26 protein-coding genes and 1 tRNA gene are annotated in these 25,807 nt (G+C 59.4%); 14 read left to right on the forward strand and 13 right to left on the reverse strand.

Going from position 1 to position 25,807, the window contains the following annotated elements:
• Positions 1–78 precede the first annotated feature (78 nt).
• Positions 79–477, reverse strand: a complete 399-nt coding sequence (locus tag OO730_RS02190; RefSeq protein WP_264982944.1) for a response regulator — start codon at positions 475–477, stop codon at positions 79–81.
• 204 nt (positions 478–681) lie between these two features.
• Here OO730_RS02190 and OO730_RS02195 point away from each other — a divergent pair, with 204 nt between their 5' ends.
• From OO730_RS02195 to OO730_RS02215, 5 genes are all read left to right on the forward strand, one after another.
• Positions 682–1,011, forward strand: a complete 330-nt coding sequence (locus tag OO730_RS02195; RefSeq protein WP_264982945.1) for an SHOCT domain-containing protein — start codon at positions 682–684, stop codon at positions 1,009–1,011.
• Position 1,012: 1 nt separating this feature from the next.
• Positions 1,013–1,816: an HD domain-containing protein gene (locus tag OO730_RS02200; protein WP_264982946.1), complete on the forward strand. Its 804-nt coding sequence runs from the start codon at positions 1,013–1,015 to the stop codon at positions 1,814–1,816.
• Between the two features lie 29 nt (positions 1,817–1,845).
• Positions 1,846–2,961 carry a tetratricopeptide repeat protein gene (locus OO730_RS02205; protein ID WP_264982947.1) on the forward strand — a complete coding sequence of 372 codons (1,116 nt, stop codon included), beginning with the start codon at positions 1,846–1,848 and terminating at the stop codon, positions 2,959–2,961.
• A 19-nt stretch (positions 2,962–2,980) separates the two neighbouring features.
• Positions 2,981–3,763, forward strand: a complete 783-nt coding sequence (locus OO730_RS02210; protein ID WP_264982948.1) for a sterol desaturase family protein — start codon at positions 2,981–2,983, stop codon at positions 3,761–3,763.
• Between the two features lie 76 nt (positions 3,764–3,839).
• Positions 3,840–4,742, forward strand: a complete 903-nt coding sequence (locus OO730_RS02215) for an NAD(P)/FAD-dependent oxidoreductase (RefSeq protein WP_264982949.1) — start codon at positions 3,840–3,842, stop codon at positions 4,740–4,742.
• A 1-nt stretch (position 4,743) separates the two neighbouring features.
• Here the strand turns inward: OO730_RS02215 and OO730_RS02220 are convergent, their stop codons facing one another.
• Positions 4,744–5,373: a PilZ domain-containing protein gene (locus OO730_RS02220; RefSeq protein WP_264982950.1), complete on the reverse strand. Its 630-nt coding sequence runs from the start codon at positions 5,371–5,373 to the stop codon at positions 4,744–4,746.
• A gap of 66 nt (positions 5,374–5,439) precedes the next feature.
• On the opposite strand from OO730_RS02220, the gene OO730_RS02225 reads away from it, so the two are divergent.
• The 9 genes from OO730_RS02225 (at position 5,440) to OO730_RS02265 (ending at position 12,879) form a co-directional block, all read left to right on the forward strand.
• The gene (locus tag OO730_RS02225; RefSeq protein WP_264982951.1) at positions 5,440–5,724 is read left to right on the forward strand and encodes a potassium:proton antiporter; all 285 of its coding nucleotides are present in this window, start codon (positions 5,440–5,442) and stop codon (positions 5,722–5,724) included.
• A 204-nt stretch (positions 5,725–5,928) separates the two neighbouring features.
• On the forward strand, positions 5,929–6,576 hold the full coding sequence (locus tag OO730_RS02230; RefSeq protein WP_264982952.1) for a cytochrome c3 family protein: 648 nt from the start codon (positions 5,929–5,931) through the stop codon (positions 6,574–6,576).
• An 11-nt stretch (positions 6,577–6,587) separates the two neighbouring features.
• Positions 6,588–7,778 carry an electron transporter RnfC gene (locus OO730_RS02235; protein ID WP_264982953.1) on the forward strand — a complete coding sequence of 397 codons (1,191 nt, stop codon included), beginning with the start codon at positions 6,588–6,590 and terminating at the stop codon, positions 7,776–7,778.
• A complete protein-coding gene (locus tag OO730_RS02240) occupies positions 7,778–8,758 on the forward strand; it encodes an RnfABCDGE type electron transport complex subunit D (RefSeq protein ID WP_264982954.1) in 981 nt (326 codons plus the stop codon). The genes OO730_RS02235 and OO730_RS02240 overlap by 1 nt, the downstream gene beginning before the upstream one ends.
• Positions 8,758–9,336: an RnfABCDGE type electron transport complex subunit G gene (rnfG, locus tag OO730_RS02245; RefSeq protein WP_264982955.1), complete on the forward strand. Its 579-nt coding sequence runs from the start codon at positions 8,758–8,760 to the stop codon at positions 9,334–9,336. Before OO730_RS02240 ends, rnfG begins: the two co-directional genes overlap by 1 nt.
• Before the next feature lie 9 nt (positions 9,337–9,345).
• Complete coding sequence (rsxE, locus tag OO730_RS02250) at positions 9,346–10,023, forward strand: electron transport complex subunit RsxE (RefSeq protein ID WP_264982956.1); 678 nt, start codon at positions 9,346–9,348, stop codon at positions 10,021–10,023.
• Positions 10,024–10,032: 9 nt separating this feature from the next.
• Entirely contained in the window at positions 10,033–10,608 is a 576-nt protein-coding gene (locus OO730_RS02255; RefSeq protein WP_264982957.1) for an electron transport complex protein RnfA, read from the forward strand.
• Positions 10,609–10,620: 12 nt separating this feature from the next.
• Positions 10,621–12,726: an FAD-dependent oxidoreductase gene (locus OO730_RS02260; protein ID WP_264982958.1), complete on the forward strand. Its 2,106-nt coding sequence runs from the start codon at positions 10,621–10,623 to the stop codon at positions 12,724–12,726.
• Positions 12,727–12,802: 76 nt separating this feature from the next.
• Positions 12,803–12,879, forward strand: a tRNA-Val gene (locus tag OO730_RS02265).
• A gap of 52 nt (positions 12,880–12,931) precedes the next feature.
• Here the strand turns inward: OO730_RS02265 and OO730_RS02270 are convergent.
• From OO730_RS02270 to OO730_RS02320, 11 genes are all read right to left on the reverse strand, one after another.
• On the reverse strand, positions 12,932–13,663 hold the full coding sequence (locus tag OO730_RS02270) for a hypothetical protein (RefSeq protein WP_264982959.1): 732 nt from the start codon (positions 13,661–13,663) through the stop codon (positions 12,932–12,934).
• Between the two features lie 766 nt (positions 13,664–14,429).
• The gene (locus OO730_RS02275) at positions 14,430–15,641 is read right to left on the reverse strand and encodes a lysylphosphatidylglycerol synthase transmembrane domain-containing protein (RefSeq protein ID WP_264982960.1); all 1,212 of its coding nucleotides are present in this window, start codon (positions 15,639–15,641) and stop codon (positions 14,430–14,432) included.
• A complete protein-coding gene (locus OO730_RS02280; RefSeq protein WP_323373362.1) occupies positions 15,631–16,752 on the reverse strand; it encodes a sulfotransferase family protein in 1,122 nt (373 codons plus the stop codon). The genes OO730_RS02275 and OO730_RS02280 overlap by 11 nt, the downstream gene beginning before the upstream one ends.
• Positions 16,753–16,832: 80 nt before the next feature.
• Positions 16,833–18,611 carry a thiamine pyrophosphate-binding protein gene (locus OO730_RS02285; protein WP_264982961.1) on the reverse strand — a complete coding sequence of 593 codons (1,779 nt, stop codon included), beginning with the start codon at positions 18,609–18,611 and terminating at the stop codon, positions 16,833–16,835.
• A 24-nt stretch (positions 18,612–18,635) separates the two neighbouring features.
• Positions 18,636–19,814, reverse strand: coding sequence for a class I SAM-dependent methyltransferase (locus OO730_RS02290; RefSeq protein WP_264982962.1), 1,179 nt, complete (start codon positions 19,812–19,814; stop codon positions 18,636–18,638).
• A gap of 29 nt (positions 19,815–19,843) precedes the next feature.
• Positions 19,844–20,944: a DegT/DnrJ/EryC1/StrS family aminotransferase gene (locus OO730_RS02295; RefSeq protein WP_264982963.1), complete on the reverse strand. Its 1,101-nt coding sequence runs from the start codon at positions 20,942–20,944 to the stop codon at positions 19,844–19,846.
• A 15-nt stretch (positions 20,945–20,959) separates the two neighbouring features.
• A complete protein-coding gene (locus OO730_RS02300) occupies positions 20,960–21,964 on the reverse strand; it encodes a glycosyltransferase family 2 protein (protein WP_264982964.1) in 1,005 nt (334 codons plus the stop codon).
• Between the two features lie 4 nt (positions 21,965–21,968).
• Positions 21,969–23,078 (reverse strand): CDP-glucose 4,6-dehydratase, encoded by a 1,110-nt coding sequence (gene rfbG, locus OO730_RS02305; protein ID WP_264982965.1) that lies wholly within the window; start codon positions 23,076–23,078, stop codon positions 21,969–21,971.
• 4 nt (positions 23,079–23,082) lie between these two features.
• Positions 23,083–23,859, reverse strand: a complete 777-nt coding sequence (gene rfbF / locus OO730_RS02310) for a glucose-1-phosphate cytidylyltransferase (protein ID WP_264982966.1) — start codon at positions 23,857–23,859, stop codon at positions 23,083–23,085.
• Positions 23,860–23,896: 37 nt separating this feature from the next.
• Positions 23,897–24,568: a hypothetical protein gene (locus OO730_RS02315; RefSeq protein ID WP_264982967.1), complete on the reverse strand. Its 672-nt coding sequence runs from the start codon at positions 24,566–24,568 to the stop codon at positions 23,897–23,899.
• A gap of 562 nt (positions 24,569–25,130) precedes the next feature.
• The gene (locus OO730_RS02320; protein ID WP_264982968.1) at positions 25,131–25,688 is read right to left on the reverse strand and encodes a hypothetical protein; all 558 of its coding nucleotides are present in this window, start codon (positions 25,686–25,688) and stop codon (positions 25,131–25,133) included.
• Between the last annotated feature and the right edge of the window lie 119 nt (positions 25,689–25,807).

Below are 25,807 nucleotides of genomic sequence, written 5' to 3' on the forward strand. Positions count from 1 at the left end.
TCCCGGCCGACCGACGGTTAAAACGGAAATCAGTGCGTGCATGAATGGTATGGTAAGGTGCAATCGCCTTCCTGGCAATCATTCAATGAGGGCCAGGTCGCGGAGGATGGCATAAAGGCTGTCGATTTCGATGGGTTTGGGCAGATAGGCGGCGGCCCCGCCCTTGTAGTAGGCCTTGACCACGGTCTTGGGATCGTTCAACGCGGTGATCATGATGACCTTGGCCTCATCGGCGGAATTCACGCCCGCATTCATTTCAACGGTGCGGATTTCCTTGAGCGCCTGATGCCCGTCCTTGTTGGGCATCATGATGTCCATGCAAACCAGATCGTAGGGCTGGTCTTCCTCAAGAGCCTTCTTGAAGGCCTCGACGCATTCCACCCCGTCCGAAGCCGTATCACAGGTCCCGAGATCGGACAGCAATGCCGTCAGCAACTTCCGGCTGGTGAATTCATCTTCAACTATGAGTATGCGCATGATGCTTCCGGATTCCCCCCGTACTCGTTTATCCCATCCGGGTAAAAAATTCAACGCACCATAAACAGGGTTTTGAACAAACACAACATATGTTGACAAAATATCACTCCCTCGGAAAAGGCCGGGGCAAAGACTTGCCTCAAAGCCCGATGGCACGTAGGAAAGCTCCACCGGCATTACGTGCCTACCCGGAGGACACTATTCATGAGTTTATTTGATATCCCTTTGTATCTCAACGGCTTCTTCGACTTCCTGGATTCCCCGCAATGGAAGGCCTGGCCGTTCAACTCGGGGTATGGGGAACACCTTTTCCCAGCCGTGGCCCGATTACTCTTCGTTTCCCTGATCATCGGGGCCATCCTGCTCTTTCTGCGGCTCCTGTTCGGCCCCGGCGGCCCCCTGCGCGACAAGGAACTCGAGGAGGAGGCGCGCCTGGAAACCGAGCAGGAACGCGCGGAAGTGGACGAGCTTTTCGCCAAGGGCGAAATCTCGGAGATGGAATACAAGATCAAGATGAAAGCGCTTGAGGACTGACATGGACCTCGACCGACACGTTGCGGGATTCAGGGCCTTCGCCGACACCCACTTGAACGGCGAGGAGACCAATGACTACAACATCCGGCTCAAACGGGAACACTCCCTGAATGTCCTCGCCAACAGCCGCGCCATCGTCCAGAGCGAAGACATCGCCGGACGGACGGGAGAGTTGGCCGTCCTGGCCTCGCTCTACCACGACATCGGCAGGTTCCCGCAGTTCGCCCGCTTCGGCACCTACAAGGACGCCGACTCCATGCACCACGGACGCCTGGGCGTCCTCACCCTGCGCAAACTATCCCTGCCCGACGACGTCAGCGCCACGGAATGGCGCCTCATCCGGGCCGCCGTGGGGCTGCACAACGCCAAGACGGTCAACCCGTCGATCAACGGTGCCCTGCGCACCCTGGTGGACGTTGTCCGGGACGCGGACAAAGTCGATATCTTCGCCGTCATACTGGACCACCTGAGCGTGCGGGACAACTCGCAGGGCGTGGTCATCCACAGCCTTGAGGAACACCCCACCCGCTATACGGTCCCGGTGTACGAGACGATCGTCTCCGGCACCCCCTGCGATTACGGCAGCCTGCGCTACAGCAACGACTTCATCCTGTTGCTCCTGGGCTGGCTGTTCTCGCTGTCCTTCCTCTCCTCCCTGGACATGCTCTCCCGGCGCGGACTGGTGGACAAGGCGTTTTCCCTGCTTCCCGATGACGCCCGAATAAAGGCCCTTGAACAAAAAGTACATGCCTTGATACATTATAAAAACCAGTCGCCTCTTGCTCGGACCGACTTGAAGCCGTAGATTGGAAAGGAAAGGAGACGGGCCCGCCCATGCCAGAAAGAAGAAAGGACAGCAGAGCTTACGGGATTTACGACAACATCCTCGTCCTGACCGACATCGAGGTCCACGCCAAACGGGACCAGGCCACACTCATGACCTTCGGGCCCAAGAAGGTGCAGGTTTTCACCAGCGGAGCGGCCGCCATCGACTACCTCTCCGACCATGAGGTGGACCTGATATTCTGCGACTCCTCCCTCTCGGACATGACCGGCGTCAAGTTCGTCCAGACCATCAACAACAACATGTCCGGCAGGCCGCTGCCCATCATCATGGTCACCCTTGAAAACAAGAAGAACCACGTTCTCGATTCCATCGCCGCCGGGTGCATCGGCTACATCCTGCGCCCCTATTCGCTGGACACCTTCGAAAAGTATCTCATCCTGGCCCGCCAGCTCCGCAACTACTCCGAAATCGAGGAGATGGAACTGCAGGAGGCCAAGGACATGGTCAAGCGCGGGGATTTCGACGAGGCCATCGAATCCTTCGAGGAACTCATCTCCTCCCAGGACGAGGCCCAGAAGTACTACGACCTGGGCTGCCAGTTCCTGGCCCAGACCAAATACGGCAAGGCCATCGTCTCCTTCAAGAAGGCGGTCAAGATCAACGATCTGTTCGCCGAGGCCTATCTCGGGCTTGCCGAGGCCTACAAGGGCAAGGGCAACGTGGAATCCTTCAAGACGTACCTCAAGAAGGCCGCCGAGGTACACGCCCAGTTCGACCGCCTTGAGGAGACCAGGGCGCTTTTCATCGAAATCCTCAAGTACGAATCCGAAACCCCCAACCCGTTCAACACCCTTGGCGTCAACCTGCGCAAACAGGGCGACTACCCCGGCGCCATCCACGCCTACCGCCAGGCCCTGCATCTGACGCCCGACGACGAAAACATCCACTTCAACATGGCCAAGGCGCTTTACTACATGAACAAGCTTGAAGAGGCCGCAAAGGAAGTGATCGCCGCCCTGACAAGGAACCCCAAGTTCTCGGAAGCGGGCAGGCTCTACCAACGCATACACGGCAAGCCATGGATGCCGCCTGCGGGTGAAATAGCCAAGCCGCGCACCGTCCCCGAAGGGACCAAGGAATCCGCCAAGGACCTCGATCCCTGATCCGCGACACGGAGGTCATGTGTCACCGGAAACCGCCATCCGCCTCGGTTCGTTCCTCGGCATGCTCATGATCATGGGCATGGCCGAAACTGTCTGGCCCCGGCGTGCGCCGACCGCGCCCAAAGGGAAACGCTGGCTGTCCAACCTTTCGGTCCTGGCATTGTCCACCCTGCTCATCCGATTGCTGGTGCCCTTCATACCCACCGGCGTGGCCCTGTATGCCGCCGAAAACGGCATCGGCCTGCTCAACGCGGTAGCCCTGCCCCATTGGGCAGCCATCGTGATTTCCGTTCTGCTCCTCGACATGGTCATCTACTGGCAGCACGTCGCCTTCCACCGCATCCCCGTCCTGTGGCGCATCCACCGCATGCACCATGCGGACACGGATATCGACGCCTCCACGGGCATCCGCTTCCATCCCATCGAGTTCATCCTGTCCATGGGGCTCAAGCTGTCGGTCATCCTGGTCCTCGGCCCGCCCGTGATCGGGGTCATCGCCTTCGAAGTGCTGCTCAACGGTTGCGCCGTATTCAACCACGCCAACGTCCGGTTGCCCATCACCCTGGACAAGTGGCTGCGGCTCATCGTCGTCACGCCGGACCAGCACCGCGTCCACCACTCCACCTCGCCGAAAGAATTCAACATGAACTACGGGTTCAACCTGCCGTGGTGGGACCGGCTTTTTCACACCTACAAACCCCAGCCGGACCTGGGCCACCAGGGAATGAAAATCGGCCTGAACATCTTCCGCGACCCCGTTTTCCTGGGCCTGGGCCGGATGCTGACCATACCTTTCCGGTAAACACTCCCTTTACATACTTCCGAGAGTGGTTATCATTTAAACTTCGAACATCATTACCTGAACAACGGAGAGCCTCATGTCAGGAATATACGACGTAGCCATTCTCGGTTCCGGCCCCGGCGGGCTCCAGGCCGCCATCCACTCGTCCCGCAAAAAGGCCCGCGTCCTCATGCTGGGCCGCATCGACAACTCCTCCCTGTATTGGGCGCACGTTGAAAACTACTGCTGCCAGGTGAAAATCTCCGGCGAGGAGGTCCTGCGCACGGGCCGCGAGCAGGCCGAAAACTTCGGCACCGAGTTCCGCGACGAGGACGTGCTGACCATCGAACCCGACGGCAGCCTTTTCTCCATCAAGCTGGAATCCGGCGACGTCGTCAAATCCAAGACCGTCATCCTGGCCACCGGGTCCAGCCGCAACAAGCTCAAGGTGCCGGGTGAAAAGGAACTGCTCGGCAAGGGCGTCAGCTACTGCGTGGACTGCGACGCGGGCTTCTACAGGGACGAAATCGTGGCCGTGGCCGGTTGCCGGAGCGCGGCGGCAGGCGGCGCGGTGGCCCTGACCAACTTTGCCTCCGAGGTGCACCTGTACTGCGAGGAACTGGACGTGGCCGAAGGGCTGCGCAAGCAGCTCATTGATACGGGCGTCCACGTCCACGAGGGCGTGAAGATCGAGGAGATCCTGGGCGAGACCGCAGTCACCGGCGTCAAGCTGGACGACGGTTCCACCATGGACGTCAGCGGAGTATTCATCGAACTTGGAGCCAAGGGGGTTCTGGAACTGACCGCCATGCTCGGCGTACAGCTCGACGAGAACATGAAATACATAGAGGCTGACAAGAAGCAGCGAACCAGCGTGCCCGGCGTCTACGCCGCAGGCGACATCTGCGGCCCGCCGCTGCAGATGGCCAAGGCCGTGGGCGAGGGATGCGTGGCCGGTATCGAAGCGGCCACCTACGCGAAAAAGATGGAAGTCGAATAGACTACATGGTCGGCAGGATGCAGCAGGCCTGGGTTTCGATAAAATCGGATATCCGCCTAAGAGCGTCCGTATCACCTGAATTGAAACGGAGAACGATGTATCGTTCTCCGTTTTTCATGAACGATTTGACCACGGAACAGCCCACGGAATAGCCTTCCTCGTCCATCTCGAAAGGATGGACGGTGAGTTCGACGCTACGGCCAGAACTCTCGGGGAAAGGAGCCAATCCGTTGCCGACATAGCGAACGCGGGCGCAACTGGCGGACATGTCCTCGACCACGCCCCTGGCCGCCTTTCCTTCCTCGATCATGGTGGCCGGGTAACAGCAGTTGCAGCGCGGCTCGGACCGCTCTTCGGCGTCGAAGATGGTGCCGGGGCCTTCCAGTTCGACGAGGGTATCGTCCTGCTGCCAGATGTTCAGGACACGGGACGAGAAACCGAGCAGCCGACCGTCATGGGCGTATTTCACCGAGGCATGGGGATCGACCCGCAGCCGGTCCAGGGCCGCCGCAGGCATGGCCACGCTGGCCATGACCCTGCCGTCTTCACGCACCCCCGCGACGATTCCGAGGAACCTGTCCTCGAAGGTCGACAGTTGAAGAATGATGCGGTCTCCGGAAACGATGTCCATTCGGTCTCTCCCCTGACCCCAAACTATCGCATGGCAATTTGCAGAGCAATTATATATACCCCTTTCATGTTGAAGTCACTCGGTTTCCTCAGTTGGGCCGCCTGCCTGCTGACCCTCGCCTACCAATCAGTCTCCTGGGTCCTGTTCAACAACTGGCCGGAACTCGACATGTTCTCGGTCCTCAACACCCTCTTCGGCCTCGACCTGCTTTCGATTGTCGAGACCCTGCCGCTGGACGCGACGGCCAAGCTCCTCTACGTCGCCCTGACCACGGAACTGGCCCTGTTCCTGTGGTGGACAGGCGTTGCCATGTTCGTCCTGATGCTCATCATTCAACTGGTCCGCAAGTGATCGCCACCCCATTGACTGCTCGATCAACCGGCGGTTCACAGGTGGGGTATGGACGAAACCCCGTTTTTTCAGCTATAAGTTTTCATTACGCTGAAACCAGAGGTTTAATCATTGCACAAACGGTACCTGCCAATCACCATTGCGGCCGCACTTCTGTTTCTTATTGCCCTGGGGGGGTATATCATTCCGGCAACACCGGATGAGTTGCCCGTCCGCGTCCTACTGGACAACAAGGGCGGCAAGATCATTCTCAACCACACGGCCCACGCAGACCTGATGGACCAGGACTGCAGCGCCTGCCATCACACCACGGGCAACAGCCCGAATCCCCCGGCCTGTGCTGACTGCCACGCCGCCAAATTCGACGCCGCGTTCCGGACCGGGCACCAGAAAACGCTCCCCGGAGATCAATGCGGGACCTGCCACCACCCGACCGCAAGCATCAATAAATTCATGCACGATGAACACGCCGACGATTATGCGGGGGGCGATTGCCAGGCCTGCCATCACGACACGTCCATCGAGCCGACGCCCCAGTCCTGCTCCAACTGCCACATGGACGGTTCCAATTCGGTACTTCGCCTCCGCGACGCCGCCCACGCACGGTGCGCCGATTGCCACGTCGACCTGTACGACGAGGGCATCAAGGGTTGCGCCACCTGCCATGAACGCAACCCGGCGAAGACCGACGAGCCGGAAAAGCGGGCATGCTCCAGCTGCCACGACACCCCCACCGACCAATTGGTGCCCACCACCATGAATGCCTTCCACGCCAAGTGCATGGGCTGCCACGAAGAACAGGGCACGGGACCGTTCGGCGACGACGCCTGCTACCAGTGCCACATGAAATAGGGACCGGACACATGACCAGATTCAGCTTCAACCTGCAGACCGGCGAGACCGGTCCCCTGACCCGGGCCCCCCGGCCCGACGTGGTAAACCTGCCCCTGACCGGGCAGCGCCCCGTCCTGTCCGTGGGCGACCAGGTCCTGGCCGGGACCAAGGTGGCCGAAGCAGTAAATGACACCGACGGCGACCTGCACGCCCCCCTGGCGGGCTTCATACGGGAGGTGGAACCGTTCACCATGCGCATCGAGGTCAGCGGCGACGACAAGGTCAATGCCGACGCGCCGTGCACGGAAAACGGCGATGCGCTCAAGCAATGGCTCCGTGAAAAGGGCGTCGATTCGCGGTCCCTGTATCGCGCCCAGACCCTGATCATCAACGCGGTCCCACCCGAGCCGGGCATTTCCATCTTCGAGCCGCTCCTGCGCGACTACCGCAAGACCCTGGAGATCGGCCTGGACATGGTCAAACGGGTGGTGGAACCCTCCAAGATGTTCCTGGTGGCGGCCAAAGGCAACAAGGCCAACGCGTTCGCCAACTGTACGGTCATGCACGTCAAGCCCGTCTACCCCAACGGCCTCGATCCCCTGGTGATCAAGACCGTCACGGGACGAGAGACCATCACGGGCTCACGCCCCGCCGACATCACCATCCTTTCCGTCAAGGAACTCTATTTCATCGGGCGCGTGGCCGAGACGGGCCGCCCCCTCACCGAAACCGTCATGACCATCGGCGACCTGAACCAGCTGGTGCCCGTGGGTACGCCCGTGGGCTTCCTGACGAACAAATCCGGAGCAACGGTCCAACCGGGCGACCGCGTCGTCATCGGCGGCCCCCTGCGCGGCATGGCCGCCGTGAACCTCGAGCAGGGCGTGGACAAAGACGCCAGCGGCCTGCACATCCTGCGGTCGGGAGACAGCCTCGCCGCGACCGACAACTTCTGTCTCGGCTGCGGCGAATGCGAACGCCACTGCCCGGCCCGGATCATGCCCGGCATGATCAGCCGGTGCGCCGAGTTCAAGCAGTTCAAGCGGGCCGAGAACTTCCACATCCACTCCTGCATGGAATGCGGCCTGTGCGCCTACTGGTGCAAGGCGCAGCGTCCGCTGCTCCAGTATATCCGGCTGGCCAAATACGAACTGGCCCTTTTGGCCGAAACCAACAAGGCCGCCCCGGCCGCAACCGAAGCAATCGACGGAGAATCCTGATGCTGAAGCCGCTCACGCCCATGCTGACCGTCGCGGTCCCGCCCCATATCCATTGCGGGCGCACCATAAAGCGGTATGTGCTCGAGACCCTGCTCGCCCTGCTCCCGGCATCGATCCTGGCCGTTGCCGCCTTCGGCGTGGACGCACTCCGGGTGATGGCCCTGTCCTGCGCAGTGGCCGTGCTCACCGAAGCCGTCTGCAACCGGCTCATGAAACGCGAACCGTCCGTGGACGACTACAGCGCCCTGCTCACAGGGTTGCTCTTCGCCTTCCTGCTCCCGGCGTCGGCCCCCTGGTGGCTGGTGACCATCGGCACCGTCGCCTCCATCGCGCTCGGCAAGATGATTTTCGGCGGATTGGGCGGAAGCCCCCTGGCCGCCCCGCTCGTGGGCTGGGCCCTGTGCCGCATCTCCTGGCCCGGCTTCATGGACACCAACGCCACCATGCTCATGTCCGATCTCCCGGCTCCCCTGCAGCAACTGAAATATTTCGGCCTTGATGCCGTGTCCTCACTCGATCCCGTGTCCCTGCTCCTGGGCAACCAGCTCGGCGGCCTGGGCGAAGTCCAGGTGGCGGCCCTGCTCGCCGGCGGGGCCTTCCTGCTCATCCGGGGGCACGTCCGCTGGCATATTCCCGCCGGATTCATCTGCGGCCTGCTCGCCACCGCCTTCATCTACCAGCTCCTGGACCCGGCGACCTACGCCCCGCCCCTGTTCCACCTGCTGTCGGGCGGCGCGGTCTTCGGCGCGTTCTTCCTGGCCACGGACGAATCGTCCTCGCCCATAGGAACCGTTCCGGCCCTGCTCTACGGCCTCGCGGCAGGAGCCATGGTCATCATCATCCGCGTATACGGCATCTATCCCGACGGCGTGCCGTTCGCCATCCTTCTGGCCAACCTGTTCACCCCGCTGCTCGACCGCATCCGGCCCAAGCCCTTTGGTGGCCCATATTCCTTCTCCGATGAAACGGGGGGCGCGTAATGAAAGAAATGATCAAGATGATCGTGGTCCTGTCGCTCATCTGCGCCCTGTCCGGCCTGACCCTGGCCACGGTCAGACAGGCCACCTCCACCCGCATCGAGGAACAGGTCATGACCTACGTGCAGGGCCCGGCCCTGGACCAGATATTCAGCGACCACGACAACAACCCGGTCAAGGACCGCAAGATCTTCGACACCCCGAACGGCCCGATCACGGTCTTCCCGGCCATGAAGGCGGGCAAGCTGACCGGCGTCGCCTTCGAGACCTACGGCAAAGGGTACGGCGGCGACATCGGCGTCATGGTCGGCTTCGTCATCGACGGCTCGAAACTCGAGGGCATAGGCATCACCACGCTCAAGGAAACGCCCGGTCTGGGGGCACGGGTGGTGGAACCCGAATACCGCGACCAGTTCAAGGGCCACTCCACGGCATCCATCGCCCTGGAAAAGCAGGGCGGCGACATCGCGGCCATCTCGGGAGCGACCATTTCGTCCACAGGGACAGTGGCCGCAGTCAATGACGCCGTGAAGATTTTCAACACGATCAAGGACAAACTCCCCACTGCCTGGGGTTCGTAGGATACGCTCATGAGTGCACTCTGGAAGGAATTTTCGAAAGGGCTGTGGAAGGACCTGCCGCCGTTCAAGCTGGTACTCGGCCTGTGCCCGGTGCTGGCCGTGACCAAGACCGCATACAACGGCTTCGGCATGGGCATGGCCGTCATTTTCGTGCTGGCCCTGTCCAACCTCATGGTGTCGCTCCTGCGCAAGGTCATCCCGACCAAGGTCCGCATCGCCTGCTTCATCGTGGTGGCCGCCTCACTGGTCGTCTGCGTGGAGCTGCTCATGCAGGCCTATGCCTACCCCCTCTACCAGCAGCTCGGCATCTTCGTCCCGCTCATCGTGGTCAACTGCATCATCCTGGGGCGGGCCGAGGCGTTCGCCTCCAAGAACCCCCTCCTCCTGTCCGTGGCCGACGGCCTTGGCATGGGCATCGGCTTCACCATTTCACTGACCTTCCTCGGCTCCATTCGCGAATTGTTCGGCTACGGCACATGGTTCGGCATGCAGGTCACGGGCGACTGGTACCAGCCGTTCACCTTCATGGTCGAGGCCCCCGGCGCCTTCGTGTGCCTGGGCGTGCTCCTGGCGGGCATGAACGCCTTTACCAACTGGCAGCGCAAGACCAAGGGGCTCGAAGCCATTGAAGGCCCCACCCACGACTGCAAATCCTGCGGCATGTGCGCCACCAAGCCGGGACTGTAGGGAGACATCATGGATTACTTCGTACTCGTCATCGCCGCCATCTTCGTCAACAACATCGTGTTGGCGCAGTACCTTGGCAACTGCCCGTTCATCGGCACGTCCAAGGAATCGAGCGTGGCCATCGGCATGGGTCTGGCCGTGGTCTTCGTGGCCGCCATGGCCGCGGTCATCACCTGGTGCGTGCAGAAATTCCTGCTCGCGCCCAATGACCTCAGCTACCTCCAGACCATCACCTTCATCCTGGTCATCGCCGCCCTCGTCCAGTTCGTGGAGATGTTCCTGAAAAAAGCCGTGCCCCCCCTGTACAAGTCCCTCGGCATCTTCCTGCCGCTGATCACCACCAACTGCGCCGTGCTCGGCATCGCCATCATCTGCCAGCGAGAGGAGTTCACCCTGTTCGAAACGCTGATCTTCTCCGTTGCATCCGGCGTCGGCTTCATGCTCGCCCTGGTGGTCCTGGCGTCCATCCGCGAACGCCTCGATCTGGCCCGCGTCCCCATCGCCATGAAGGGCACGCCCCTTGGCCTGATAATGGCCGGACTCATGTCACTCGCATTCTTCGCCTTCAAAGGCATGGCCTCCTAGGAGAGTACCTCTATGATCACATCTTCCGTACTCATCCTCCTCGGCATCGGGTTCACGGCCGCCGTCATCCTGGCCGTGGCCTCCAAGGTCCTCTACGTCTACGAAGACCCGCGCATAGCCCAGGTCGAATCCGTGCTGGCCGGGGCCAATTGCGGCGGCTGCGGCTATCCCGGCTGCGCAGGCGCGGCCCAGGGCGTGGTCGAAGGCAAGGCCGGAGCCACGGTCTGCGTCATCGGCGGCGACACGGTAGCCGCCAACGTGGCCGCCATCATGGGGCTCGAATTTTCTTCCATGGAAAAACAGATCGCCTTCATAGACTGCACCGGCGGCGTCAGGGCCGAAGACATCTATCACTACGCAGGGGTCAAGGACTGCCGCGCCCAGAATCTGCTCTACAGCGGCTCCAAGATGTGCCCAGAGGGATGCCTCGGCTATGGCACCTGCGTAACGGCCTGCCAGTTCGGGGCCATCGAGATGGGCCCCAACGGCTATCCCGTAGTGGACCCGAACCTGTGCACCGCATGCGGCGGCTGCGAGCAGGTCTGCCCGCGCGGCGTGATCACCATCTGGGGCATGACCGCGCGCATCACCCACTTGAACGAGGTCAACGACTGCCTGGCCCCGTGCCGCCAGAAATGCCCCGGAGAGATCAACATCCCCCGGTACATCGAGCAGGTCTCGCGCGGCGACTACGCAGGAGCCCTGGAGACCATCCGCGAACGCATTCCCATGCCCCTGTCCATCGGCCGCGTCTGTCCGCACCCCTGCGAGGGCGTCTGCCGCCGCGGCCACGTGGACGAACCCATCGGCATCAACATGATCAAACGCTTCGCCGCCGACTGGGAGATGAACTCAGGCACCCGCCAACCCGTCTCCTGCGCCCCGGACACGGGCCGCAAGGTGGCCGTGGTCGGCGGCGGGCCCGCCGGTCTGTCCTGCGCCTTTTTCCTGCGCCGGTTGGGACACCAGCCGACCATCTTCGAATCCATGCCCAAGCTCGGCGGCCAGCTCCGCTACGGCATCCCGGAATACAGGCTGCCCAAGGCGGTTCTCGACTGGGAGATCGAGGGCATCCTCGATCTGGGTATCGACGTGGAGTACAACAAGTATTTCGGTAAGGATTTCAGCCTCAACTCCCTGGCCGAAGACGGCTTTGAAGCCGTGTTCCTCGGCATCGGCGCCTGGATGAACCTGAACCTGCGCATCGACAACGAAGATGCCGAAGGCGTGGAAACCGGCACCGAATTCCTGACCAAGGTCGGACTGGGAATGGAAACGGGCATCGGCAAGAAGGTGGTGGTCATCGGCGGCGGCAACACCGCCATCGACGCGGCCCGCACCAGCGTACGCCTGGGCGCGGACGTGACCCTCATGTACCGCCGCACCCGCGACGAAATGCCCGCCAACATAGAAGAGATCATCGCCGCCGAGGACGAGACCGTCAGATACCTCTTCCTGGCCGCGCCCACCCGAATCGTCACCGACGACGCCGGGCACGTCACCCACATCGAATACATCAAGATGGAGCTGGGCGAGCCCGACGCCTCCGGCCGCCGCCGTCCCGTGCCCATCGAAGGCTCCGAGACGCTCATCGAGGCGGACACCGTGTACACGGCCATCGGCCAGAAGCCGGAACTCTCCTGCCTGTACGACGAAACCGGCTCCTGCTCCCTGGAAGAGACCCGCTGGCGCACCCTGGGTGCCGATCCGGACACCCTGGTGACCGCCCTGCCGCACGTCTTCACGGGCGGCGACATGCACACCGGACCGGCCCTGGTCATCACCGCCCTGGGCGAAGGCAGGAAGGCGGCCCGATCCATTCACCAATACCTCAACGAAGGCGCACCGCACGTCCCCGACAATCTGCAGCGCGAGTTGATCGACTACACCATGTTCACGCATGTGCCCGACGTGGGCCTGCGCAAGCGCCCGACCATGCCGCATCTCATCGAATACGACGAACGCACCTGCTCCTTCAAGGAGATCGAGGGAGCACTGAGCGCCGAGGACACAAAGCACGAAACCTGCCGCTGCCTGCGCTGCGGCCTGACCTGCTACAACAGGGACCTGCCCGAGGGCGTGGATTGCGACGCCGGGGAATGTCTCAAAAACCAATAAAAAAGGGTTGCCAACCGCGATTCTTGGAGATATACAGTTGCTCCCTTGAGGCGAAAGCCATCAGGGAACACAAAGTGGGCGATTAACTCAGCTGGTCAGAGTGCCATCTTCACACGGTGGAAGTCACAGGTTCAAATCCCGTATCGCCCACCACTTTGCAAACGAAACAGGCCGCCGGTAACTACCGGCGGCCTGTTTCGTTTGCTTATTCGGACTCCATGTCCCAGCGTTCAAGCTCCCTAACTTTCTTCAACTCGGGCCTGAACGATTGATACTGATGCGTCAGGTAGTAATACCAATACCAGACCCGCCCCTCCTGATGGAAATCCGTCAGGGTGAATGTGTACTTGGTATACGCCTCTCCGGTCACGTCCACGCAAAAGGGGAACCCCATGGTCGTGCCGTACAGCTTTTTCATCCACTCCGGCTCGATGCTCCGCTTGCGTCTCCAATAGCCGTTGGCCATCCAGGCGCTCTTCCCGTACGCCTTGGCCAGGCACAGGTTGATCGCATTGTTGTTCACATGGCGGGGCCCCTCGAACCCGACGGCCTCAATGGCCACATAGCCGGACAAGGGCGCTTCCGTCTCTTTGAAGGCATCGGTCAGCATATCCTTGAACACCAGCGCGGCGGCCTTGTGGCTGTATCCCTGATGCAGGATGACCACCTGGGCCGTAAGGATGAAGATCGCCACGAACGTCGCGATCTTCCGGCTGAAATTCTGCCCGATGTACCGGACCACCACGGCCAGGAGCATGGCCAGGGGAATAGCGGTCAGCATGGTATGCCGGGCCGTGAAACTGCCGAAAGCGAAGTAGCGCATGGGCCTGCCCACGGCGTTGTACGGCAGGATGGCGAAGAACAGCAGCGCGCTAATTCCGATGACGATCCGGATCAGCTTTTGTCTCTCTCCCGAGTCCGCCACCCTAAAACTCATGGCATAGCCGATTCCGATAATGGCTAGACAGTACACCACCAGTTCCGGCACATACTTCAATACGTTTTCGAGGGTTATATTGTTATAATCCCCATTGGCTCCGTTCACGTTCACAAGGTTTGTAAAAACAATATAGCCAATGAAAATAAGGATAGAAAAACCAACGCTCCCCACACTCTTCCTGATCCAGTTTTCGCGGTTCACAGTAAGAAAAAATTCACAGGCAACAAAACCGATAGCCAAGGGAAAAAGAGAAAAGAGCTGCATCGCCAGAAGGAAGAAACAGACAGCAATGTATCTATTGCCGTACCAATACCGAACAGCCAGCATGAACAACCACATACAGACAATATTTATAAACACAGCGGTTGAAATAAGCACATGCCAAACAGGAAATGCGATGGCTGCCCAAAAGGCTATATAGGCGTACTCGCGCTCAATGTTAAGCCGGTTACGACAAAACCAAAAGACTTCCTTTGCAATTCCAAGCACACTCAGCGCCATCAATGCATTTATAAAAACCTTATACGGTATTCCGGTCAGGATGAATATTTTATTCAAAAATATATAAGTCCAATACGGCAGGTACCAGCCATGCGCAAGATAATGCTCAATGACGTGAAAATCTTTTCTAAGGACAGCTATTTCTACTGCACATGTATCCCACAATTCCGTATTTGAAAAAAACAATATGGCAATGCATATCAAACAAAGAAATACTGTAATCAACTTATTATGTCTTTCCAAGAAATGCATTTTGCAAACTTCACTCACATTCGTCTCCTCCATTCGACATGGCAATCTTCGCAGCTAGCTGTGAACTATTCTTGCCCCGCAGGACAAATAACGGCGCCCCAACCAGGCTTAACAAAATCAAAATACAACGAAAGAAAAAATAGCTACTCACAGCTGTTGTGATGTCGACGCCCGCCAAGGTTTCCATAAAAAAACCATACGAGGCTTCATTGACGCCGGCACCTGCTCCCGGAAAGGGGAATAGATTCATCAGGAAAGTCATAGGGGCCGCCAATAAGCCTTGGGCGACATGAAACCCCATGTTGCCAGCCAAAGCCATCCCAATAAAAAGTAACGCCAAAACGTATAAAAAATGGGCAATCAGAGCCATCCCCAGCGCTATGGCCAACACCTTGAACCTACTGACAAACTGCATACATGAATGCAGTACCGATTCCACCCGGGCAACCAACAGTCTCCACCTGTTCACGGGGGCCTCGATTTGCCAGTCCGGACTATTTTTGACTCTCCTTATCATTGCCAACAAAATGGGAACGTAGACCAGGAAGGATAGCAGCATTGCTATTCCAACGTACCGTCCCCAGTGATGGGACAAGAGTCCATCGTCCCCTGCAAACAAAAGGAATCCGCTTGCTGCGATGACAACCATGAAGGCATAGCTCGTCAGCACACCCCACTTGTGCCCTAGATAACTCAATGAGCATATTGAGATCAGCGCCTGCCAAGCAAAGCTTGAAAAAAGAAATATGGCACCAGTCGCGATGAAGAACCATGGGGCATGAATCAGCGACCGGTTGAAGGCTAATCCGATCAAACTCAGAGTTGACAGACTAAGAACGCCAATAAACCTGTCGAATAATATTGCGTTTAATACACGGCTCTTTTTTTCAGCATATGGAGCCGTATACGTCATCCGAACTATTTCTCCGCTTAAGGCCCCAAAAGCGCAATTTGTGAAAAAAAATGCGACAAAACCAATCCTGAAGGCCTCACTCAGGTTAAGCGGTATTTGATTGCTGCGAACCACATACCAATAGCGAATCATCAGCAGGAGCATGGTAGTCGCCACCAAAGCAATGCTGACAAGAAACAAATCCCACTGAATGGCGGCCACTTCAAATTGCCCAATATCAAGCTTTCCGGAAGCCAACAAATACGCAAAGATAGCCACCACAAAGGCCACTTTTAGAACCTGTAAGACAACGGACCTGCTATTGAGCATCCTTACCCTTCGTGTTGACGTTTCGTTTGCAACACTCGTTCTCCGCAGAACACAATCTGAAAAAGATGTTGACCATCGGAATCTTCAGTGCCCGGGTAAACCTGATCAGCACAGGCAACCAATTCTTGACCAGCACCTTAGCCCGGCGTTGAGAAAACATGCCGCGAATACTTTCCTTGAGTACCCGCATCCGTAACCATGCTGAATCAGGTCGCTCCTGGTTGACCGTCGGATAACCAAGTTCAATGATCTCATCCCAGCAGAGACTTTCCACAAGATCCAAATCCCCCCTGCTCATCTGCCGCTTCCACTTCAGCGTATTTCCCCGCTGCATGGGGCGGCCCAACAAGCCGTGAGTCGAACTCTTGGACAGTCCTTTGGCCAGCGGTGATTCCCAATAGGGCATGTCTCTGTTTTCACACTCAGCGCCAATAAACTCCTCCAGACGGGACAGCACTGCATCCGTCGATTCCACCAGGTCCTCATACCGTATTTCCAAATACCGATTCCGGTTGACCGCACCCCACCTTCTCTTTTCCCGGATATGGGTTCGCCAGTACAAAGCGCACTCTGTCACCCACTTTGGGCCACACCAGATTTTCCCCCATGAGAGAGCCACATCCCGGGGATCGCGAATCAAATGAATCACCTTCAAACTGGAAACGCTTTCATCGAGATATTGTAAGGGCAGATGTTTGTTGAATGCACTTTTCTCTCCCCAACGCCGTTTTCCTGTCTTCTCGGCGTATGCCTGAAGCATACCGGAAACCATATCAGGATACCCAGTCGCATTTCTGGCTATTTCCTTCGATCGATCAGATACTTCCAACAGGCTGAACATTTGATCGTTGTTTGTTTCAACGCCAGTGAGCTCATAATGCGTCCAGATTCTGAGGAAATCGACTATATCATCCATCAGACGGAGCCGATTACTCTCCTGAGACAGGTCTCCCCAAAGGTAAAGGAACCGATAAAACAGAGGGATGAAATGTGTTTCAACCGGTATTCCCACTGAAAAATGGTGGTTGAGAAGGGTCGACAAAAGATACGTCCCTGACCGGGGGCAGCCAACTATGAATATATCGTCCGATTGTTGTTTCATCTCATGCATTCACTGCGGAAGGCCTAGCCCGAAAGACCGGACCATTTGTCGGTTATCCTGACCGATCAAGGTTATGACGGCTGTTATTCTTACAATCTGTAGGAAGCCGGGTCCAGGGGCTCCACGATCATCTGGTCGAGGAACTCCTGCTCGTCGATGTAGGGGAACTGATCTTCCATGGGATGGCCCATGAGCGCCTTGGGAATGACGTTGCAGGTCGTGTCCACCTGGACGTCCACGAGCACGGGGCCGTCATGGGCGAGGGACTCGCGGATGCCCGCCTCAAGCCCGGCCGGATCGCTGATGCGCAGGGCCTTGACGCCGTACGCCTCGGCAATGGCCACGAAATCGGGCGACGTGAATCCCTGCGGCTCGGTGGCGGCCACGTGGCGGGAGCCGAGGTAGTCGTCCTGGAACTGGCGGATCAGGCCGAGCCCGGAGTTGTTGACCACGAACACGGTCAGGGCCAGGTTGTGCCGGGCGATGGTCTCCAGCTCCTGGACGTTGATCTGCATGCCGCCGTCGCCGATGATGCTGATGGCCCGCCCCTTCTCGCGGGCAAGACGCGCGCCGATGGCGGCCGGAAAGCTGTAGCCCATGGGCGACATGCCGCCAGCGGTCCACATCCGGATGTTCTGCCGGGGATGGATGACCTGCGTGCCCCAGACCATGTTCTGCCCGGTGTCCAGGGCCACGGTGTCATCCGGGCCGAGCTGTTCGGACAGCGCCCCCATGAACATATATGGATTGAGGACTTCGGTCCCGCAATACTGCGGCGGGCACGGAGGATAGGCCTCGCGCCACTGCCGGACCCGGTTCAGCCACTCGTCGGCGCAGCGGCAGCCGTCGCCCACGGCGTCGAGCAGCCCGGTCAGGAAATCTTTCGAGTCGGCATGCACGGCCACGTCGGGAGTGAACCGCGAACCGATCTCGCCCGGATCGATGTCCACCACCACCTTTTTGGCGAAACGGGCGAACTTGCCCGTGTCAACGCCGGTCTGGCGGGAATCCAGGCGGCTGCCCACCGCGATTATCAGGTCGGAGTTGGCCAGGGTCAGGTTGCCCCCGCGATTGCCGTACACGCCGATGAACCCGCCGTAGTTGGGATGGTCGTGCGGGAAGGCGTCGATGCCGTTCATGGACAGGCAGACCGGGGCGTTGAGCTTCTCGGCCAGTCGGCGCAACTCGGCGGTCGCCTGTCCGTTGCGCACGCCGCCGCCCGCCAGGATGGCCGGGCGCTCCGCCTTCGCAAGCAGGGCCGCGCACTCGGCAATGCCCCGCTCAAGGCCGGATGCCGGAGCAACGGCGTCCTCTTCCGGCACATAGTGCGGCAGGGAATCGAAATCCACGTCCTGCCGCTGGAAATTCATGGGAATGTCCAGCAGCACCGGGCCGGGCCTGCCGGACTTGGCCACATGCACGGCCTTTTCCAGGTACCAGAGGATATTCTCGGGGGCGTCCACCGTGGCCGCCCACTTGGTGATGGGCTTGGCCATGTCCACGATGTCCATTTCCTGGAAACCGATCTGGCGGACGGGTTTGTCGCCCTTTGACTCGTTGGTGTTCACCTGCCCCGTCAGGTGCAGGGAGGGAATGGAATCGAACCAGGAGCAACCGATCCCGGTAAGGAGATTGGTTGCCCCCGGTCCGCTGGTGGCAATGGAAACCCCGATGGAATCCGGCCGGATGCGGCTGTAGCCGTCGGCGGCCATGGACGCTGCCTGCTCATGGGAGACGCAGACATACCCGATGTCCTCCCGGCCATACAAATGGTCGAGCATGAAGGCGACGTGGCCGCCCGTCATCAGGAAGACCTTGGAGACGTTCTGTCCGACCAGAAAGTCTATGATAATATCGGAAACGTTCATGGAGATTCCTCGAAGTGTCGATTGCTAGGATTTGAGGACCGCGTCCAGTTCTTCCCTGGTCAGGACCCTGGGCATGGGGCTCAGGAGAATCACGTCCCCGCTGAAGCCGTAGTCGTTGACCAACTGCCGGGTGATTTCCTTGTAGAACATGACGCCGGTGATGATCACGGCGTCCACGGGCTGTTCCTTGACGGTGTCCGGGGAGACCACTTTCAGCTTGGAGCCGGGCAGGTACTTGTTCCACTTGAAGTCGTCCTTGTCCACCACGTAGGCGATGGTCTCCGGAGTCATGCCGGAGAAGGAGAAGATGGTCACGCCCTTGGCACCCGCGCCCCAGGCGGCGACCTTCTTGCCCGCATCGGAGTATTCCTTCATCAGGGAGGTAAACCGGTCGTTGAACTCCTCGAATTCGTTGTTGAACCGCTTGAGCAGCCCTTCCTTCTCGCCCTCGTAGACCACGTAGGCACCGACATACTCGCCCTCAGCGCCGTGGAACACCTCCACCACATGGAAGTGGTTGCGCTCCATGATCTCCACCAGGGTCTTGGCGGTGTAGTAGCCCACCCGGTCGGGCAGGACGTCGTAGTAGCGCATGTCCAGGAGGGTCTTGGTCCAGGACGGGACGTCGATGAGGCCCCAGGCACCGGGCTTGAGAATCTTGCCCAGGCTGGCCAGGAACTCGTTCGGGTCCTTGATCAGGTCCATGACCTGCTTGGTGACGAAGCCGTCGAAACGATCGGAAACCTGGTCGGTGATGGTGTCGTTGAGAAAGGTGTTGTAGCACGTCACGCCGCGCTTCTCGGCCAGGGCGCAGGCAGTGGCCGACGGCTCGATGGCCGACACGGCGGCGCCACGCTGGATGAGCAGTTCGCCGAAGAACCCGTCGCCGCAACCGACCTCGACGATGTTCTGGCCCTTGAGGCCGTACTTTTCGTCCAGGGTGTCGGTCAGCTCGTTGTCATACTGCACGTAGAGTTCCGTGCAGCTGCGGCTCATCAGGTAGTCCTCGAAGTACTCGTCGTGCTCAAGGGTGTCGGGATCGATCTGGATCATGCCGCAGTCGCAGCACTTGTACAGCTTGACGTCCATCCGGTCGCCGCCCTTGTCGTCCGGGGAATCCAGGAGTTTCTGGGCATAGCGGGGACCGTTCTCCAGGTGAAAGGCCACTTCGATGTCGGTGGACTCGCAAACAATGCATTTCATGGTGATTCTCTCTTTCTCTCGGAATATGGTTACACGCCCAGGATGTCCTTGACCACATCACAGATGTCGTCAACATCCTGTTCGTCAATGTAGGCTGCCGTGGGCAGGTTGATGCCGGTTTCCGCGATGCGACGGGCAACCGGGTTGTCCTGCGTCTCGAACATGGGGAACTGGCTCATGTACGGAAAGATGGGGCGGGTATCGATGTTGCGGTTGCGCATCTCGTCGCGCAGGCCGTCGCGGTCCACCTTGAAATCGCCTTCGAGGACGATGGAGGGGTACGAGCAGTTGGCGCGGCAGTTGGGCTTCTCCTTGAACATGAAGATGCCGGGGATGTCGCCGAGGCGGTCATGGTACCAGTCGAACAACTGCCGTTTCATGGCCACCAGCTCCTCCACCCGCTGCAGCTGGGCATACCCCAGGGACGCGGTCAGGTTGGACATGCGGTAGTGGTAGCCGATCTTCTCGATCCAGAAGGTGCCGGGCTTGCGGCCGTCCTCGGCCAACTGGTCCGCCTTCCTGAAGAGCTCCTCGTTGTTCGTGACGAACATGCCGCCCTCGCCGGAGATCATCATCTTGGCGCCCTGGAAGGAATAGGCTGCCATATCCGCGTAGGTGGCGGTGGACTTGCCGTTCAGCAGGGTGCCCACGGCGGGCGCGGAGTCGGAGATGATCATCAGCCCGTGCTTGCGGCAAATGGGCACGATGGCGTCGTAGTCCACGGCGTGGCCGTAGAGGTCCACGGGCATGACGGCCTTGGTTTTGGGCGTGATGGCCGCTTCCAGGGAAGCAGGCGACATGGTCCAGGTGTCGGGCTCGATGTCCACGAACACCGGGGTGGCCCCGGAAAAGACATGGACGCTGGCCGTGGCGATCCAGGACAGGTCCGGCACGATCACTTCGTCGCCAGGGCCGAGACCGGCGGCCAGGACCATCAAATGCATGGCCGTGGTGGCGGACGTGGTGGCGATGGCGTACTTCACGCCCACGTACTCGGCGAATTCCGTTTCGAATTTTTCGATGTAGTCACGATAATTGGAGTAAAAACCGGTGGTGGCGGCGTCCGTAACCGTGTCGATCTCGAGCTGGGTTATGGACGGGCCTGCGGAGTGAATGCGCTCTCTCTTCATATTCTCTATCCTGTGCTAATTGCCGTTTCCATGACCGGGAAGCCGCCGATGCGGATCCTCGGCAAAATTATCCGAAAAACCAATCGTATTCTTGACCACATACAGCGGCCTTCTCTTCACTTCGTCGAAAATCCGGGCGATGTACTCGCCGATGACGCCCAGGACCAGGAACAGGAATCCGAACATGAGCAGGATGGTGCTGATGATGGTCAGATAGCCCTCGAAGGAGGAGCCCATGAACACGGTCGAGATGAGCTGCCAGGCGAGAAAGAGGAAGCTGAACAGGCTGAGCATGATGCCCAGGAAGGTCACCACCTTGATCGGCAGGAAGCTGAACGAGAACATGCCGTCGATGGCTTCCTTGATGATGTCGGTCAGCGGGGCCTTGGTCTCGCCCGCGAACCGGTCGGCCCGGTCGAACTCGACCCCGATCTGGGAAAAGCCGCACCAGGTGCACAGACCGCGCGTGAAGCGGTTGGTCTCGCCCATGTTGTTGAGTACCTCGTAGACCTTCCGGTCCATGAGCCTGAACGCGGTGACGTTCTGGGGGATGCTGGTGCCGCCGATGTCGGTCATGTAGTTGACCAGGGCGTAGAAGACCTTGTTGCCGTACTTGCGTACGGCCGACACGCCGTCCCGCCTGCGGATGATGCCGTAGACGACCTCATATCCCTGTTCCCACTTCTCGATGAATTCCTCGATGACCTCGGGCGGGTCCTGCAGGTCCGCATCCATGAGCACGGCGCAGTCGCCGCTGGCATAGCGCAGGCCCGCAGCCACGCCGCCGTCCGCAGTGAAGTTTCGCGACAGCTGGACGCACTTGAAGCGGGAGTCCTGTTCGTGCAGCTTGCCCAGCAGCCCGAAGGAGTTGTCCACGGACCCGTTCTCGACCACGATGACCTCGAAGTCGTAGGCCGTGCACCTGTCCATCACCTGGGACAACCTGCGGCCCAGTTCGGGGATGACCGCCTGTTCGTTCCAGGCGGGAATGACGATTGAAATCTTCTTTTTGCTGCTCAACTCTCTATCCCTCATGATCGGAGGCCCAAGGCAGCCCTTTTTCCGCGGCCAGGCGCGTGTACTCGGCACATTGTCGTTCGCAGACTTCGGCCATGCGGCCCGTATCGCCTTCCACGAAGGGCGCGTATCCGCGCATGGTCAAATCCACTGTCCGGTCGATGTCCAGAATGGCCTTCCATTTCAGCACGGCAGCGGCCTTGTCGCTGCACAGCTTGAGAATGGACGCTTCATGCGGGGTTTCGCTCCCGGCCGAACAATCCTTCCAGGTTCCCACGCCGCTGACCCGGCCGATGGTCTCGGCCAGCTCCCGCACAGAGCAGGTATTGTCTCCGGGGGCGAAATTCCAGGCTCCCCGATACTTCCGGGGATCACGCCCGAGCATGACCGCCAGCCACATGTACCCGCTCAGGGGCTCCAGCACGAACTGCCAGGGCCTGACGGCTTCCGGCATGCGTACTTCCAGCGGCCGGTTTTGCATCACGGCCCGGACATAGTCGGGCACGAGCCTGTGCGCGCCGAAGTCGCCGCCGCCGATGACGTTGCCCGCGCGCACGGTGGCCGCCGCCACCCTGCCCTCGGGGATGAAAAATGAATTGTTCCACGCGGCGCAGACGATCTCCATGGCACCCTTTGAGGCGCTGTACGGATCATGCCCGCCCAAGGGGTCGTTCTCCCGGTAGCCCCAGGGCTGCTCCCGATTCTCGTAGCACTTGTCCGTGGTGATCAGGACAAGGGTCTCGACGGATTCCGTCCGGCGCACCGCCTCCATGACGTTGGCCGACCCGATGATGTTGGTCTGCAGGGTCTCGACGGGCTGCTCGTAGGAATCGAGCACCAGGGCCTGGGCCGCCAGATGGAAAACGATGTGGGGTTTCGCGGCCTGCATGGCGTCGGTCAGGGAATCCGCATTCAGGATGTCGCCGTGAACGTGGCTGATGCGCTCGTCGAGCCGGACCGCGTCAAAGACCGACGGCGAGGACGGCGGAGCAAGGGAGTACCCGGTCACCTCCGCCCCGAGGGACGTCAGCCACAGGGCCAGCCAGGCCCCCTTGAAACCGGTGTGCCCGGTGACGAAGACCCGCTTGCCCTTGTAATAATCGTTGAAGGGAGCCATCGAATCACTTCCAGGGGGCTTCGCCCGCGTCCCAAAGATTGTTCAGGTATTCGAGTTCCCGGGGGCTGTCCATGCACTGCCAGAAACCGTTATGCTTGTAGGCGGCCAACTCGTTCCGAGCGCAGACCGGCTCCAACACGTCCGTTTCCAGCACGATGTCGTCCTCCGGGCCGATATGGTCCCATATCCGCGCATTGTCGATGACCATGTACCCGCCGTTGATCCGCTCCTTGCTCTTGGGCGGCTTCTCGTTGAACTGCTTGACCAGCCCCTCGTTCACGCGGATTTCCCCGAACCGCCCGCAGGCGTGGACCGCCGTCAGGGTGATGGTCTTCCCGGCGGCGTCATGGGTCTCGATCACCTTTTTCAGGTTCACGTCCGCCAGGCCGTCACCGTAGGTGAGGCAAAACCTATCCTCGCCTTCAAGATGATGCCGCACCTTCCTGAGCCGGGCTCCGGTCATGGTGTTTTCACCGGTGTTGACCAGGGTGATGTTCCAGTCGGATTCCTCAAAGGGGTGATGGTAGACGATTTCGTGCGGCTTCCCGATGTTGATGGTGAAATCGTAGACCATGGAGTGGTAGTTGAGAAAGAAATCCTTGAACAACTCTCCCTTGTACCCGAGGCACAGGACAAAGTCCTTGATGCCGAACTTGGCATAGTATTTCATGATATGCCAGATGATCGGCTTGCCGCCGATGGGAATCAGGGGCTTGGGCAGGCTCTCGGCCGCATCCCGGATACGTGTCCCTTTTCCACCGCAAAGTATGACTGCTTTCATCGATTCTCCCGAAACAAGAGTTCCTAATCAGAATGCGCTATCCGTGCGTCCCGGGCAAGGACTCGACCAACGTCAGGCGCGGCTCGAAGGCCGAATAGCCGGAGGTCAGATAATAGTACCAATACCAGAAGGGCCCCTCCTGGTGAAAATCCGTCAACTCGAAGGGATGCCGGGTGTATGCGTCGCCGCTGACATCCTCGCAGACCGGCCTGCCCCGGCTGTCCCCATACATCCCCTTGAGGGACTCCGGCCCGAGGTCCATCTTCCGACGCCAGTAACCGTTGCTCATCCAGTCCGTGTTCCCATAAGCCCTGTGGAACAATGCGTTGACGGCATAGCCGTGCACGTGGCGGGGATCTTCATACTCCTTGGCTTCGATGGCCACATACCCCGCAGGCGGGGGAGCGACCTCGGAAAGGGACTCTGTCGGCCCGACCTTGAACACCGGGGCGGCAGCCTTATGGCTGACCCCCTGGCACAACAGGACCACACCGACCGGCAGCAGGACGGCGAAGCCGATTTCAGCGGTCATTTTCCCCACGGCACCGGCCACGTACCAGCCCACAACGGCCACCATCACGGCCAATGGCATGATGGTGAGCATGGTATGCCGGGCCATGAAGCTGCCGAAGGCGAATTCACGCTCCGGATGAAAACCCTCGCGGGCCAGCCAGTATGTCTCACACGACAGCCCGAGGACGCTCAACACGGTTATGACGTTGAAGAATACCCGGTAGTGTATTCCGGTCCATTGGGAAAAAAGATCAAATATCACGTAGGAATAAAATGAGTAGTGCCAACCGTGCGCCGCGGCCCGGAAATCGATGATGGAAGGGTCGTTTCGCCACAGGCCGATTTCGGCAAAACAAGCGTCCCACATGTCGTGAAGAGGAAACAGGAGGGGGGTCAGACAAAGAAGCGCCAGAATGACAGAAAGGCCAATGGGCTTCTCAAAGATTCTTGACAAAACGCACCTCAAATCTATTCCTCGGCAGCGTGACAGTCACGGCCGTACTCCTCAAAAAACGCAACGGCGGCCCATACACATCAGACCGCTTGTAATTGATTGATTTTTTAATTTTTCAACTTTCCCTTAACGGAAAATTTACTATCAGGTGTTCATAGTAACATCAACGCATTTCTGTAGCCCGTCCAGGGCGGCGGGACCTTCTGCCCCAGCGCTTTCCCGTCATGAACGGAACTTGGGAATACACCGAAAAAAAAGCGGGCGCCACGACAGCGCCCGCTCACGATCAAAACGGCTCGACTCCCTACTTGAAGACTACAGAAATCCTTATCTTGTCTTCACGCCCCTTCAAGCCTTCCACAAAGGCCTCGCCGCCCTTGCCGTCGGCGTCGATGATGCAGTCCGTCTTGTCCGCAAGGAAATCCGCCAGCAATCTGGCATCCACCGACACTCCCTGCGCGAGGACCGCCACGCCCGACTCCGCCGCCAGGGAGCTGAACAGCTTCACGGACACGGTTATCGGCCTGCTCTCCTTTTCCCGCCCTCCGCCCTGCGCGGAGATATCGCTGCGGAAGCTCTTGAACGGGTTGTCACGACCCATGACAATGCCTACCAGCCCGGGCATTGCGCTGCCGAGCGCCATTCGATCCCCGTCCTTGAGGAGCGTTGCGTCGATATCGTCCACCGGGCTGTTGTTCAGGAAAATGGTCCGGACAGTGCTTTCGATGTACGCATCGTCGAAACGAAGCACCTCATGCAAAAACTCCCGAACCGACATGCCGGACAGCCCGTCCATATAGACGCCTTTCTGCAAAGGATAGTACCATGAACGGGAACAATCGGACCTCATAACCAAACTCATGCATGCAGCATCATTCATATTTCAGAGCATCCTTTCCTCGGCTTTCGCCTTGGCTGAAAGATTATGCTGTCCCTAGCACAATCTACTGTTTTTTTTGACAAATTTATTTCAATGTGTAT

Origin of the sequence: Pseudodesulfovibrio portus, assembly GCF_026000375.1 — a bacterium.
Lineage (GTDB): Bacteria > Desulfobacterota > Desulfovibrionia > Desulfovibrionales > Desulfovibrionaceae > Pseudodesulfovibrio > Pseudodesulfovibrio portus.